The sequence below is a fragment of the Streptomyces sp. NPDC048644 genome (assembly GCF_043199105.1).
GTDB lineage: Bacteria > Actinomycetota > Actinomycetes > Streptomycetales > Streptomycetaceae > Streptomyces.
In genome coordinates, this window is sequence record NZ_JBICVO010000021.1 from 1 (window position 1) to 13,504 (window position 13,504).

Annotated in this window: 13 protein-coding genes; 10 read left to right on the top strand and 3 right to left on the bottom strand. The window is 69.4% G+C overall.

Annotated elements, in window-relative coordinates; all coding sequences use genetic code 11:
- Positions 1-105: 105 nt before the first annotated feature.
- From ACGFNI_RS32245 to cas2, 8 genes are all read left to right on the top strand, one after another.
- The gene (locus ACGFNI_RS32245; protein ID WP_393688738.1) at positions 106-2,367 is read left to right on the top strand and encodes a CRISPR-associated endonuclease Cas3''; all 2,262 of its coding nucleotides are present in this window, start codon (positions 106-108) and stop codon (positions 2,365-2,367) included.
- Between the two features lie 298 nt (positions 2,368-2,665).
- Positions 2,666-2,803 (top strand): hypothetical protein, encoded by a 138-nt coding sequence (locus tag ACGFNI_RS32250; RefSeq protein WP_393688740.1) that lies wholly within the window; start codon positions 2,666-2,668, stop codon positions 2,801-2,803.
- Positions 2,804-2,988: 185 nt separating this feature from the next.
- On the top strand, positions 2,989-3,684 hold the full coding sequence (gene cas5c / locus ACGFNI_RS32255) for a type I-C CRISPR-associated protein Cas5c (RefSeq protein WP_393688742.1): 696 nt from the start codon (positions 2,989-2,991) through the stop codon (positions 3,682-3,684).
- Between the two features lie 7 nt (positions 3,685-3,691).
- Positions 3,692-5,497: a type I-C CRISPR-associated protein Cas8c/Csd1 gene (gene cas8c / locus ACGFNI_RS32260; RefSeq protein ID WP_393688744.1), complete on the top strand. Its 1,806-nt coding sequence runs from the start codon at positions 3,692-3,694 to the stop codon at positions 5,495-5,497.
- A gap of 78 nt (positions 5,498-5,575) precedes the next feature.
- The gene (gene cas7c / locus ACGFNI_RS32265; RefSeq protein WP_393688745.1) at positions 5,576-6,448 is read left to right on the top strand and encodes a type I-C CRISPR-associated protein Cas7/Csd2; all 873 of its coding nucleotides are present in this window, start codon (positions 5,576-5,578) and stop codon (positions 6,446-6,448) included.
- Positions 6,445-7,107: a CRISPR-associated protein Cas4 gene (gene cas4 / locus ACGFNI_RS32270; RefSeq protein WP_393688747.1), complete on the top strand. Its 663-nt coding sequence runs from the start codon at positions 6,445-6,447 to the stop codon at positions 7,105-7,107. Before cas7c ends, cas4 begins: the two co-directional genes overlap by 4 nt.
- Positions 7,104-8,138, top strand: a complete 1,035-nt coding sequence (gene cas1c / locus ACGFNI_RS32275) for a type I-C CRISPR-associated endonuclease Cas1c (protein WP_393688749.1) — start codon at positions 7,104-7,106, stop codon at positions 8,136-8,138. The genes cas4 and cas1c overlap by 4 nt, the downstream gene beginning before the upstream one ends.
- Positions 8,138-8,428, top strand: a complete 291-nt coding sequence (cas2, locus tag ACGFNI_RS32280) for a CRISPR-associated endonuclease Cas2 (protein ID WP_393688751.1) — start codon at positions 8,138-8,140, stop codon at positions 8,426-8,428. Before cas1c ends, cas2 begins: the two co-directional genes overlap by 1 nt.
- Before the next feature lie 140 nt (positions 8,429-8,568).
- On the opposite strand, the gene ACGFNI_RS32285 is transcribed toward cas2, so the two are convergent.
- Positions 8,569-9,381, bottom strand: coding sequence for a hypothetical protein (locus ACGFNI_RS32285; protein ID WP_393688753.1), 813 nt, complete (start codon positions 9,379-9,381; stop codon positions 8,569-8,571).
- A gap of 67 nt (positions 9,382-9,448) precedes the next feature.
- On the opposite strand from ACGFNI_RS32285, the gene ACGFNI_RS32290 reads away from it, so the two are divergent.
- The gene (locus tag ACGFNI_RS32290; RefSeq protein ID WP_393688754.1) at positions 9,449-9,628 is read left to right on the top strand and encodes a hypothetical protein; all 180 of its coding nucleotides are present in this window, start codon (positions 9,449-9,451) and stop codon (positions 9,626-9,628) included.
- A gap of 379 nt (positions 9,629-10,007) precedes the next feature.
- Complete coding sequence (locus ACGFNI_RS32295; RefSeq protein ID WP_393688756.1) at positions 10,008-10,256, top strand: hypothetical protein; 249 nt, start codon at positions 10,008-10,010, stop codon at positions 10,254-10,256.
- Between the two features lie 313 nt (positions 10,257-10,569).
- On the opposite strand, the gene ACGFNI_RS32300 is transcribed toward ACGFNI_RS32295, so the two are convergent.
- Together ACGFNI_RS32300 and ACGFNI_RS32305 are read right to left on the bottom strand one after the other, a co-directional pair.
- On the bottom strand, positions 10,570-12,357 hold the full coding sequence (locus tag ACGFNI_RS32300) for a hypothetical protein (RefSeq protein ID WP_393688758.1): 1,788 nt from the start codon (positions 12,355-12,357) through the stop codon (positions 10,570-10,572).
- 542 nt (positions 12,358-12,899) lie between these two features.
- A complete protein-coding gene (locus tag ACGFNI_RS32305) occupies positions 12,900-13,064 on the bottom strand; it encodes a hypothetical protein (protein ID WP_393688760.1) in 165 nt (54 codons plus the stop codon).
- Positions 13,065-13,504 lie beyond the last annotated feature (440 nt).

The window sequence follows — 13,504 nt, forward strand, 5'->3', positions numbered from 1 at the left end:
CTCGATACGACAAGCTCGCCGTCCGCTACGAGGCCACCGTCCAACTCACCTTGATACGGCAGGCACTGTGACCACATCTCAAACACGCCCTAGGGGGTTGTGTCCGTGAGTGTCTTGGTTGCGCACAGTGTCAATTGGGGTGGGGTGCGTCATTCGCTGGCGGATCATCTCCGGGGTTCGGCTGCGTTGGCGCGGCAATTCGGTGAGGTGTTCGGGGCGGGTGAGCTGGCTGCGTATCTTGCGTTGATCCACGATGTGGGCAAGGGCAGTTGTGCGTGGCAGGGCGGGCTTCGGGAGGCGGAGCGGCGTGGTGGTGGCCGGGTTGGCCTGCCGCATAAGCATGCGGGGACGGTGCTTGCTGAGCGGTACACGCAGTTGGCGTTCGGTGCGGTGGTCTTCGGTCATCATGGGGGGCTGCCGGATATGGACAAGCTGCGGACCGAGTTGGTGAAGGCGCGGCCCGGAGGGGAGCACGCTCCGCTCGTGGAGGAAGCGATCCGCGCGGTGGAAGGGGCGGTTCCGGGGATCCATCCGGAGAAGCGTCCTGCGGTGCCGGCGTGGTTGCGGGGGCTGCCCAGGTCGGAGGGGCGGCTGGGGCTGGATCTGTTGCTGCGGATGCTGTTCAGCTGTGTGGTGGACGCGGACTTCCTGGACACGTCCGCGCACTTCGAGGACACCGCGGTGCGCTTGCGCGAGCCTGCGGACATGGGCTCGCTGGTGGAACGGTACGAGTTGCGGCGGGCGAAGATGCTGGCCGGGCGGGAGCCGTCTTCGGTGGATGCGGTGCGGCAGTCGGTGTATGAGCAGGCGTGTGCCGCGGCTTCGGGGGAGCCGGGCGTGTACGTACTGCATGTGCCCACGGGCGGGGCGAAGACGCTGGCTGCTGGTGGGTTCGCTCTGCGGCATGCGGCGGCGCACGGGATGCGTCGTGTGGTTCTTGCCGTGCCGTACGTCTCCATCACGGAGCAGAATGCCGCGGTCTACCGGCAGTTGTTGGATCCCGATCCCGGCTCGGGGGAGGAGGCGGTGGTGCTGGAACACCACAGCGGGGTGGATCTCGATGCGAAGGCGCCGCTGGACGGTATGTCCGTCCAGCAGCGGGAGGAGTGGGAGCGGCGTATGCATGCCGCCCGGTTGGCGGCGGAGAACTGGGACGCGCCGTTCGTCGTCACCACCACGGTGCGTTTGTTCGAGTCGCTGTTCTCTCGTAGGCCGGCGCAGATGCGCCGTCTGCACAACCTGGCAGGCTCGGTGATTGTGCTGGACGAGGTCCAGGCTCTGCCGGACCGCCTGCTCACTCCGATCCTGAGCGTGCTGCGCGGGCTGGCCGAGCAGTACGGCGTCACGGTCTTGCTGGCGTCGGCCACCCAGCCGTCGTTTTGGGAACTGCCTCGCTGGCAGGGCCTGGAGCGGCGGGCCATTGTGGAGGATCCCTCCGTCCTGTTCACCGAGCTGCGCCGGGTCGACTACGAGTGGCGCACGGGTGAGGACGTCACGCTGGAGAGCATCGCCGCCGAGGCGGCGCGGCACCGGCAGACGCTGATCGTGGCTGGTACCACCAAGGACGCGGCCCGCCTCCACCGCCACGTCGAACAGTGCACGGAGCTGGGAGAGGTGTGGCACCTGTCGACGAGGATGACGGGAGCGCACCGCCGTGAAGTCCTCGCCCGGGTAAAGGAGTTGCTCGCCGACGGCGAGCCGGTGCAGTTGGTGTCGACGAGCCTGATCGAAGCTGGTGTGGATCTCGACTTCCCGCGCGTGTACCGGGCGTGGGCGCCGGCGGAGTCGATGCAGCAGGCAGCCGGCCGCTGCAACCGTGACGGGCGTCTGGACAGCGGCACGGTGGTCATCTTCCGTGCCGCAGACGGTGGTCAGCCCCGCGGTACCGAGTACCGGGCGGCCCTGCAGGCCAGCGACTCCGAGTTCGGCCCAGACCTCGCCCGGCCCGACGACCTTGAGGCACTGGACCGGTACTACCCGGTCCGCTTCGCCCTGCAGAACGAACTGGGAGAGGAAATCGAGGCGCTGCGCAGACGCCTGGACTTCCCCGCGGTCAACGATGCCTTCCAGATGATCGAAGACGGCCACAGCGTCCCCGCGGTCGTCATCCGACGGGAAGAAGACCGGGACGCCATCGAGGCGGCCATCGCCCAGCTGCGTGACCCGGTCCGTCCGTGCGGGCCTGAGGTCCTGCGCGGCTTGCAGCAGCACACCGCCTCCCTGCCACGCGGGGAGGCGGAGGCGGCCTTACGGTCCAACCTCGCCCAGCCGGTCACCGGGGACCTCATCGGGTGGCAAGGGGCCTACCACGAACAGCGCGGCCTGGACCCGGACGCCCCGGAGGACCGCGGCGCTTTCAACCTCTAGGGCTGACGCGCCGTCCCGCCGGCCCCTGGGCGCGCCACCATGGTCCGGCGGCCTCTCAGGCCACGTGGCGGCCCCGCCGAGCGGACGGCGCACGGCAGGGCCGGGAATCGCAACATGAATCTGTTCTGGCTGTGCCTGGCCAGGTCGAAGCGGGGCCCAGGAGCATGCGCTCCTGGGCCCCGCTCGTTGCCGTCTGCTCCCTACTGTGATGTGCGTAAGTCCAGCCCGTCCGCGGCGATTCCAGTAGCGGCTACCCCCATGTCTCCCGACACATCGGTTCTTCAAGCCAGAAAGGGTCATGAAGAAGGTGGTGGTGCGGATGTACCTCGATCCCGAAGCTATGGCGGCGCCCGGGACGACGGCGGGGGTTGTGCTCGTCATCGTCGTCATCCTGGCGCGCTGCGGCTTGCTGCGGATTCGCCTGATCGTGGGCTAACCAGCAGGTCAGCGGTAATTGTCAGTGGGCGCACCTAGTGTGTGCACCCACTGGCATCGCTGCATGGGTCGGCAACGCAGCAGTATCTGCGGCCAGTTGGGGAGACGAGGAAGGGGTTGTGCGGGTTGGCATCGCGAAAGACCGTTCTCCATAGGCAAGTTGAGCGGCGGGGGAACGACGGCTGGGTGTTTCCGGACCTGGTGGTGGAGGTGGCCGGTCCGCTGGCCTGCTTCACTCGGCCGGAGCTGAAGGTGGAACGGGTTTCGTATCCGGTGATGAGCCCCTCCGCGGCGTCCGGGGTCTTGGCGGCCATCTTCTGGAAGCCGGAGTTCCAGTACGTGGTGCGGGCGGTCGAGGTCCTGGCACCGATCGAGTGGACTTCGATCCGGCGCAACGAAGTCAAATCCGTGATCACGGTCGGCGAGGTCGCGGCCCTGCGCAAGAATCCCGGCCGCCGGTACGACGTCGAGACGGACCGGGACCAGCGCAACAGCATGCTGTTACGTGATGTGCACTACCGCATCCGCGCCCAGATCATCTTGACCGAACGCGGCCACGGCCAGCGCGAGGAGAAGTACCGGGAGCAGCTACGCCGCCGCGTGGACAAGGGCGCCTGCTTCGCCCAGCCGTTCCTCGGCTGCCGCGAGTTCAGTGCCTCCTTCGGCCCGCAGACCGATGCCACGCCCATCTGCCGGGACGAGGACCTGGGCGTGATGCTGCACTCCATCGTCTACCCGGCCTCCGGGGGCGAGCAGTACCGCTGGTTCCACGCCCAGCTGCGCCAGGGGGTCCTGGGGGTGCCGAAGCGGCCCTTGGGTGCGAGCGAGGTGGCCATGCCTGCCGGCTCCGGCTGGCGCGCCGACCGGGACCAGGCGGGGTGAGGCGCCGATGCTGCTCCAACGCCTGACCGAAGTTGCCGGACGGGCCGAGGCCGACGGTGAACTTCCGCCCGCTTACTACCGTCCGAAGAAGATCCAGTGGGTGCTGCGGATCAGTGCTGACGGGACGACCGCGCGTCTCGACGACCGCCGCCCCGCCAAGGGGTCGAAGGACAAGCCGCTGCAGCGGGAGGCGCCCTACGCCTACCGATGCGGCACGAGGCCGCCGCCGAACCTGATGGTCGACACCGCCCAGTACGTTCTGGCGGTCGCGAAGACCGGCCCGGACGGGACCGCGAGCGAGACGGCCACGCAGGAAGCCCTGCGCCGCCAGGCCGAATACACCGACCTGCTGCTGTCCTGGGCCCAGAGTGCCCCGGACGATCCCTACGCCACGAGCGTGCGGGCCTTCGTCACCGGCGGTGGCCTGGACCGTGTGCCCGTTCCTGAAGGCATCACCGCCGCCGACACCGTCGCTCTGATGGCCCACGACGGAACCTGGCTCCACGAACTGCCCACCGCGCACACTGCCTGGGCAGCCACGGTGCGCGCCCGCAAGTCCGGCAGCGGCTTCAGCGGACTGTGCCTGGTGTGCGGGGAGCACGGGGACCTGCTGGACACGATCCCCGAGAGCATCAAGTCCGGAGCGATCCCCACCAGCGGTCTGGGGCGCGACTCCCAGCTGGTCAGCATCAACGCCGCGGCACAAGGACGCGGCGGCTCCCTGCAACTGGTGAACACACCCGTCTGCGAGCGCTGCGGCAGCCGCGCCATGGCCGCCCTCAACCTGCTCCTCGCCACCAACACCCACCGCCGCCGCGGCAGCGACGCGGTGACCGTGTGGTGGACCAAGGAACCCGCCGACGACCTCTTCGAGTCGCTGGACACCCCGACCGAGGAACACGTCGCCAAGCTGCTCGACGCCCTGCACACATGCCCTGACCCGGTCGCCGCCGAACGCCTGGACCCCACCGCCTACTACGCGCTCACGCTCGGGCTGAACAACGCCCGCGCAGTGGTGTCGGACTGGCTCGACATCCCCGTCGGCCGCCTGCGCAACCACCTCGGCGCCTGGTTCGCACACCACCAGGTCTACGACGGCTGGGAGGACACGTACCGCCGCCTGCCGCTGTGGCACCTGGCACTCGCCACCGGACGCTGGGACGCCAAGGCCGGCCGGTACGTCGCCCGCAGCGCCCCCAAGGGCCTGGAGGCCGAGCTACTGCACGCCGCCCTCACCCGCGGCCCCGCACCCGCCCGCCTCCTGCCCCACCTGCTGCAGCGCATCCGCGCCGACCGGCGCGTCGACCACCCCCGCACCGCCCTGCTCCGCCTCGCCCTCCACCCGAACCGGAAGGACCACCAGGTGACCGGCCCCGCACCCCAACTCGACGGCCAGAACAACGAACCCGGCTACCTGTGCGGACGCGCCTTCGCCGTCCTCGAAGCGATCCAGCGCGCCGCGCTGCCCGACATCAACACCACCATCGGCGACAAGTACTTCGGCACCGCGATGACCGCGCCCGCCTCCGTGCTGACCAACCTCCACGCCGGCGCCAAAGGCCACCTCAAGCGGCTGCGCCGCGACAAACGCGGCACCCACTTCGCCCTGGACGCCCGCCTGTCCGACGCATTCGCCGCCCTTGCCGAGCTCGACAAGGGCATCCCGACGCTGCTCACCACCGACCAGAAGGCATGGTTCGTCCTCGGCTACGAACAACAGCGCGCCGCCGACAACGCGGCCCGCGCCGCCCACAAGAAGGCCCAGGAAGGCGACGACGACACGCCGGACGATCCCGAGGACCCGGCCGCCTGAGCCACCGCACCACCTGCCCGCAGGCGTCAGCCCGAGCGGGATGAAACAGACCACGACCGTAATGAGGAGAACCATTCCGTGAGCGCGCCGCACCTCGACCCCACCCGCAAGATCGACTTCGTGTACCTGATCGAGGCTCGCGACAGCAACCCCAACGGAGACCCCGACGCAGGCGGCATGCCCCGCACCGACCCTGTCTCCGGCCAGGGCCTGATCACCGATGTCGCCCTCAAGCGCAAGCTCCGCGACACCGTCTCCCTCCTCAACGAAGAGGGCAACAAGCCCGGTTACGACATCTACGTCGAAGCTGGCGTCGCCCTCAATGCCCAGCACGAGCGCGCCTACGCACCCGATACTCTCGGAGACAAGGCCAGCCAACTCGACGCCCAGCAGTGGATGTGCCAGACCTTCTTCGACATCCGCATGTTCGGCGCCGTGATGACCACCGGCAAGAAGGACCGCCAGGCAGGCCGCGTCCGCGGACCCGTCCAGCTCACCTTCTCCCGCTCCATCGACCCCGTCACCCCCCTCGAATACGGCATCACCCGCGTCACCCCCACCAAGCAGGAAGACGTCGACACCGGCAAAGCCACCGAGATGGGCACCAAGCACATCGTCCCCTACGGCCTCTACCGCGGCGAAGGACACTTCAGCGCCCCCCTGGCCTCCCGCACCGGCGTCACCAGCGACGACCTCGCCATGTTCTGGCGAGCCTTCACCCTCATGTTCGACCACGACCGGGCAGCCGCCCGCGGGGAACTCAACCTCCGTGGCCTCTACGTCTTCACCCACAACGACAAATACGGCAACAAACCCGCCCGCGAGCTCCTGGACCGCATCACCGTCAAGGGCCCCGGCGACGCCACCGCCCGCGCGTTCAGCGACTACCAGGTAGACGTCAACGAAGCCGCCCTGCCGGAAGGCATCACCCTCACCACCCTCATCGGATGACCCAGATCACCAAGCAGGGCGGAGAGAGCGACCTCGTCCAGGTTTCTCTCTCCGCCCTGGAGCACTACGCCTACTGCCCCCGCCAGTGCGGCCTCATCCTCCTGGAGGACGCCTTCGAGGACGACGCCGCCACCGTCCGCGGCACCCTCCTGCACCAGCGGGTCGACACCCCGGGCAACCGCGGCCGCCACACCATACGCACCCTGCACGCCCTACCCGTCTGGCACGACCACTACGGCCTGACCGGCATCTGCGACACCGTCGAACTCCACGCCGACGGCCGCATCCTGCCCATCGAGCACAAATCCGGCCGCTACCACCCCGGCGGGCCCGCCGACATCCAAGCCGCCGCACAAGCCATGTGCCTCGAAGAGATGTTCCGCCGCCCCGTACCCGAAGCCGCCGTCTACTCCACCGCCGACCGCAAACGCCACCCCATCACCGTCGACAACACCCTCCGCGCGCGCGTCGTGGAACTGGCCGGCACCGTACGCGCCCTGCTCACCACCGCGCACCTGCCCCCACCCGTGGCGGACGCACGCTGCCGCAACTGCTCCATGGCCACCAGCTGCATGCCCAAACTCCTCACCGGCACCCGCCGCTACCAACAAGCCCTCACCGACCTCTACCGCACCCACCACCCCACGGAGGACGCGTGACGACCGAACTCCTCAACACCCTCTACGTCCAAACCCAAGGCACCGCCCTACGCCTGGAACACGACACACTCCGTGTCCACCTCCCCGACACCCCCGGACGCAAGACACTGCCCCTGCGCCGACTCGACGGCATCGTCCTCTACGGACACATCAACCTCTCCACCGAACTCATCACCCGCTGCGCACAAGATGCCCGTCCCATCACCTGGATGAGCAGAAGCGGCCGCTACCTCGCCCGCCTTGACGGCGCCACACGCGGCAACGTCCTCCTCCGCCACGCCCAGCACCAAATGCACGACCACCCCGACGTCCGCCTCGCCATCGCCCGCAACATGGTCGCCGGAAAGATCCGCAACAGTCGCTGGATCCTCTTGCGCGCCGCACGCGATGCCGCCCCCAGCCCCCGCGAACACTTACGCACCGCGGCAGGCGCCCTCGCCGACTCGCTCACAGCGACCGCCACAGCCGAATCCCTCGACATCCTCATGGGCATCGAAGGCAACGCAGCCCGTGACTACTTCGCCGCACTCCAGCACGCCTTCCGCCCCACCGACGGCATCCCACCCTTCACCCACCGCAACCGCCGACCCCCCACCGACCCCGTCAACGCACTGATGTCCTTCGCCTACGGACTGCTCCGTGGCCTCGTCCACGGCGCCGCCGAACAGATCGGCCTCGACCCCTACATCGGCTACCTCCACGGCCTGCGCCCCGCCAAACCCGCTCTCAGCCTCGACCTGATGGAAGAGTTCCGCCCCGTCCTCGGCGACCGCTTCGCGCTCACCCTCCTCAACCGCCGCCAACTTCGCGCCGAACACTTCGATTATCTCGCCGGAGGCGCTGTCCGCCTCACCGAAGACGGGCGGAAGGCCGTCATCAGCGCCTGGCAGGAGTGGAAACTTCAACCATGGCCCCATGCGCTCGCCGGCAGAGACGTACCAGCCGGACTCCTGCCCGTCGTCCAAGCTCGGCTCCTCGCCAGGCACTTGCGCGGAGAGCTCCCCGGCTACCTGCCCTGGACCGCCGGCTGATGGACCTCCTGCTGACCTACGACGTTGACACCACGACCCCTGAAGGCCGACGCCGGCTACGCAAAGTCGCGAAACTCTGTGAAGGCCACGGACTTCGCGTTCAGAAGTCGGTCTTCGAGATCGTCGCCGACGACAAGGATCTCCTCAGACTCCTTGACCGCATCGATCAGATCATCAACGCCGACTCCGACAGCGTCCGCATCTACCGGCTCCCCCGCAATGGCTTCAACGAAGTCCACACACGAGGCATCGCCAACGTCCAACCTCACCGCGAAGACGTGGTCCTCTGAATCCCGTTGCTGTGCTCGCACTTCGGAACCTCAAGTGAACACGCGACACGCGGATCGCACCGAAGCAAAACATCCGCTTTCGTCTGTTACGTCCTCATCGAAGCAGGCGATGAGGCGCTACGTTAGGTGATGCGCCCTGTTCAGACGGGCTGGCGATCGCCCTCCGGGGCGATCGAGAATCGCAACATGAATGACCTCCGGTCAGGGATACAGAGCAGGCGGGTCTGGCGATCGCCCTCCGGGGCGATCGAGAATCGCAACTTCTGAATGGGCGGCATGGGGAAGCTGGCCCCCATACTGGCGATCGCCCTCCGGGGCGATCGAGAATCGAACCCTGCGGGTGCGGGATGGCCGTGACGGGTCATCGGCGGGGCGAGGCGGTCCCAGCGGTCGACGCGGACGAACAGCGGGCCCTCGGTGCGTCCGGCGTCCGCGAGTGCCGCGAGGTAGGCACGCAGCGCACGGACCGGGCACGTGGCGGGGTCGGAGCCGTAGAGCACGGCGTTCGTGGTGTGCTTGCGGACCTTCTTGCGGTACACGGCCACGTCGTAGCCGTGCTCGGCCTCGGTGACGGCGGCGATGTCGAGGGCGACGACCTCGGAGACGCGGGCTGCCGTGGCGAAGCCGAGCAGCACCAGGGTGGCGTTGCGCTTACCGGCGAGGGGGGTCCGGTCGACGCCGGTGAGCATGGCGCGGATCTGCGTCGGCAGGGCCGCGGTCGCCTGCCGCGGCTGTGCGGCTGCCGCCTTCTGTTCGGCGAGCCGGTCGCGGTAGGCGTTCAGGACGGCGCGGGCGCCGCGCATGTTCGGCTTCGGGTGGCCCAGGTGCCAGGTGGTCACGGCGGACATGGCGCGCTCGATGGTCGACGGCCCGGCCGTCTGGTTCGTGCGCGGCCGCGGGGCGACAGTCAGGTGCCGCACCCACTCCGCCATCGTCTCGCCGGACGCCGGCACGACCGTGCGGCCCTCCTGGAGGCACCAGGCGACGAACGACTCGCGGTCCGTGCGATAGGCGCGGCGGGTGGAGGCGGCGGCGCTCGACTCGATGGCGGCGACGGTCTCGGGGGAGGTGCCGGTCCCGGTCCGTGTGGACGTCCGGCGCGGCGCCGGGTGCGTCGTCGTCCACCAGCTCCGCGTCGACGACGCCGGCCGTCAGGACGGCCAGTCCTCGGCCTGTTGCGGGCATGTGATCCGCCCTTAGTTCTGGCTCTGGAGAAGGGGACTTGCGCACGTAAGGCGGCGGCGGGGTAGGGCCGGCGGCGTAGCAGTGCGGCCGACTCCGTTCAAGCGCTCGCGAATGCGGACTCGTAGCAGATCTCGCGGGTCCATTCAACAGTTGACGAGGAGCGGGGAAGGGAAAGTTCCCAGCTCAGAGGCCCTACCCGAGCACTGAATTCGGCGGGACGTCAGTTTCTAAATCCAAATTCGCCAGCTCTTGAATACAGCTTGGACAGACGGAAGTCTCCCCCTCGTCCGGGGCGCCACCGGCGGACTTGCGGGGCTAACTCCCCGCCGGTCCATCCTCCGATCGTCCATTCACCGCGCGCTGCTGCCGCACGCACAACAAGCAAAGGCTTGCCATGTCCACAACACGTGACCACCCGGAAGATCCGCAGTCGCACGGAAGGCCGCCGGCCGAGCCGCACACGCCGGACCGGATCCCCGCGGAGCGCCCCCGCACCCACGACGCCCTTGCCTGGAGCACGCTCGGCCTGACCGCGGTGTTCGGCACCGCCGGCGCGGTCCTCACCCTGACCGGCCACGCTGAAGCAGGTTCCGAACTCATCAAGGCCGCGGTCGCGGCAGCAAGCGTCCGCGCCCGGAAGTAGCGCGGTCGCGGTCCCCCGCCGCCGGACCTACCAGCCCGGCGGCGGGGCCGGCCCCTTGACCCTGAGGTGCCACCCTTGTCCGTACCGCGCTCGGGGCAGGTCAGCAGCCGGATGATGCCGGTGTCGCCGTTCCATTCCGCGTCGGCCAGCATCATGGCGACCCTCATGATCCGGAAGAGGACGTCATCGCCCTGACGCGCGGTCGGCTACGTCCTCCTGGAGCATCCCCGGGCCGCGGCCCCGGTGGGCGCCGCACTTTCGCGGACTGCGTGTGCGTTGGCACCACGCGCGCAGCGGCCTGCAGGGCGTTCGGTCAGGATGTCTGTGCCTTTGCGGGCGCGGAGTTCAGGGAGTCGAGGAGCTGACCGAAGGTGATCTTCTCGTCGTCGTAGTCGAAGGTCATGGCGGCGGCGAGTGCCTCCCACCGTCCCGCGCTGCGCCCGCAGTGGTCCAGCAGGATTTTCAGGGCGACTTCGGGTTCGTGGCGGGCGAGGACCTCGTCGGCGGGGATCTGGCGCAGGTGCTCCAGGGTGCGGTAGCGGGACTTCACGACGGCGTGGTAGACGTCGGAGCGGGGGAGGATCTCACCGGTGGCGGGGGAGTCGAGCCAGGACTGCAGGACGGCCGCGGGATCGGGGTGCTTGCCGAGTTCGTCGTCGTCCAGTAGCCGCACCACACCGTCATCCTCGTCTTCGGGTACCGGGACGGCAGCCGCCGCGGCCAGGAACCAGTCGGGGCCGCCGGCCTTCTCGGCGATCCAGCCCAGTTCGGCGGGGTGCAGCCCGTTCAGGACGTCCGCGACGGCGGTGCGCGGGGTGTGCGGGTTGGCAGCGAGGGTGGCCAGGGCCTGGACCCGGCGGTGTTCGGAGTGGCGTTCCAGGAGCCGGGCCGGGCGGTCGTGGTCCGGGTCGGCGTTGTCGAGGACGCGGATCAGGGTCCGGTTTGGCGTGGGGGAGACGACGGCCGGCTGATCCAGCCGGGCGAGCCGGGCACAGGCCCCGGCGAGGTGGTCGGGGTTGGCGCTGAGGAGGGCCAGGTCCTGGGCGAGGCGGAGGATGCGGCCGTCGAAGTCGTAGTCGTCCTCCTGCTTGTCAGTCCAGATGAGCAGCTGGCCGCGGGTGACGAGTGCGTCGGCGGCCGCGTGCAGCTGGTCGGCGGCGAGGTCGGCCAGGCGCGGGTTGTTGCGGACGCGGTGGGCGATGTGGTGCAGGGTCCGGCGGGCGGTCACCTGCGGGTGGGGCAGGTCGGTCAGTTCGGGCAGGCAAAAGGCCGGAAGGCAGGCGAGTAGCAGTTCCTCGCTGAGAGCGGGCGCCGGGTCGGCGGGGAGTTCCTCACCGTCCGGGGCGGCGGCGCGGAGCCGGGCGTCCTCGAGGGCCTGCGTCTCGGCCTGGTCCAGCAGCAGGTGCTGGACAGCCGCCCCGAACACGGGGTGCGCGGTGAGCTGTGCCCACCGCTGGGGGCACCGGGTCAGCATCGCCCAGCCGGCGCGGCCGCCCAGCTCCAGCGACCAGTCCTTCGAGAACGCGGACACCGCCTCCCAGCCCTCTTCGGGCTCGGGGTGAAGAAGGTACGCGGCGAGCGGGGTGAGGCAGGCTTCCAGGACGGCGTCGAACAGTTCCTGCGGCACGGGCGGGACCGACGCGGCGCCCTTGGTGCGGGTGTAGCGGTCGGGATCCCAGTCCCGGACGACCTGTTCCACCTCGTGGTCAGACAGGCGGGGCAGGAGCGCGATGGCCGCCCCGACCTGGTCGGGGTGCCGTGCCAGAGCGGAGATCAGCCCGGCCCAGGCCCGGCGGTGCCGCAGGATGGCCGGCACGTCGGCGGCGGTCACGGTGCCGCTGGCCGCCAGAGCGGCCAGCGTCTTCTCGTCGGCGTGCACCAGGAGCTGGCCGCGCAGCCGCTTGGCAGAGGTCCGGGCCAGCAGCGCGGGCAGCGCGGCTTTGAGGGCTTCCTCCCGCCACCGGTCGGCCTGGGCGTCGAAAGCGTCCGGCGTCGTCGCCGGGGCACACAAGGCCCCGATCACCGTCTTGAGCGCTTCCTTGGGGAGATCCTCGCGCATCGCGAGATCCCGCCACAGCGGGTACGTGCGGGCGTTGACCATCCTCGGATCCCCTCCTACACCTGACCCGGCGTCACTGCCTGGTCGCCATCCGTGGGACGACCGTACGGCGTACCCCGGCCGGAGCGTGCGCGATCCATGAAGCCGCCTCGCCTTCATGCGCTGACCCGGGCGGCTACCGTCGTGGATCGAGGCGCACCGCCAAGCCGCCCGGCCGTCGAGAGCGGACCCGGTCATCGCGGAAGCGGCGGAGTGGCAGACCGCCGCGATGCGGGAGCTGAGCCGCCACGCGAAACGAGCTGCAGAATTCACCCAGCGGCAGGAGCTTCGCTTCTGAAGGTCCGAGTCCGGGAGTCGAGGCTGAAGTCCCAGAAGAGCCTTGCGCAGCGCACGGAGGGCAGCACCGCCGCGAAGCCGCCGCCCTCTGCTGTGTGCGGTCCGAGCGCGCTGCCCGGCGGGACGGGACCTCAGCAGGTATGGAGCAGTTGAAGCACACGGCGTGATCACCGTGCGGGTGGCGTCTGTGGCCTCTACAAGGTCCGGGCGCTCCCGAACAGCTCAGGAGTTGCCTCGGTGCCGACTGGTCAGTCAGCTGGTGTCCACGGTGGGTCAGGTGTGGTGTTCGTTCCGTCGCACCGCCAGCAGTCCCAGTCATCCGGCACGCGGTAGAGCTCCCGCCAGAATCCGGTCGGCTCGCCGTAGACGACGCATTCCTCACCGCACCATCCGCACACGAACTCGAAGTTCACCTGCCGCCCTCCCCTACCTAGGTCGCCACCTTGATAGCAGTCGAGGCGCATGGCGGGCGCCGAAGCGAGCAAGATCCCCAATTCCAGTGTTCTGGTCTCAGCCCGGAGCACCGCATCCACAACAACCGCGCGCGAACAGGCAAGGCCGAGCCGCGGACCGCGAGCGCCGTGGCTCGGGCCCGCGGTCGCAAGCAGCAGGAGGACCTGGTGCGCGTCCGCGCCGAGCGCGACGACCTGCGCTCCCAGGCCCAGCTCCTGGCTCGAATCGTCCAGGTGCTGGAGACCGAAACCACCGGCTCAAGGCGGACTGTGGGCGTCCCTGCCGACGTCCACAGTCCGCGGCCTGCGCGTCGAGCCCGTATCCGTCCGCCGCCTGGCCCGCGGTCGAGACGCGCCGAACGCGACCGACTGGTCCGGCAGATCGCCTGCGCCCAGAAATG